This is a genomic window from Citrobacter sp. TBCS-14 (assembly GCF_005280805.1).
In the GTDB taxonomy this organism is placed as follows: Bacteria; Pseudomonadota; Gammaproteobacteria; order Enterobacterales; family Enterobacteriaceae; genus Citrobacter; species Citrobacter gillenii.
In genome coordinates, this window is the sequence record NZ_SZWM01000413.1 from 1 (window position 1) to 211 (window position 211).

Here is a 211-nt window from a genome sequence, read left to right on the forward strand (position 1 = left end):
CGGTCGTTTTGTTCGCAAAACGGCAAACGGTCCGCTACTGCGTCTGGATTTTGATCTGGCGTCGGGACGCTATACCCTGCCGGGTAATACCGGTGGCCAACCCGAAGTAGTGAAACCGGAAAGCACGCAGACGCTGCATTATTCTCTGGACGTACTTGACGGTGTCTGGTTGCCGCTGCCGTTCCTGCGTTTTAACCCGCCCCGCACATTT

General features: G+C 56.4%; 1 protein-coding gene. It reads left to right on the forward strand.

The genetic code is table 11. The annotated features are described in order from the left end of the window. On the forward strand, window positions 1-211 hold a 211-nt coding region (locus FDX22_RS15845; RefSeq protein ID WP_186805330.1), incomplete at both ends, for a virulence factor SrfB.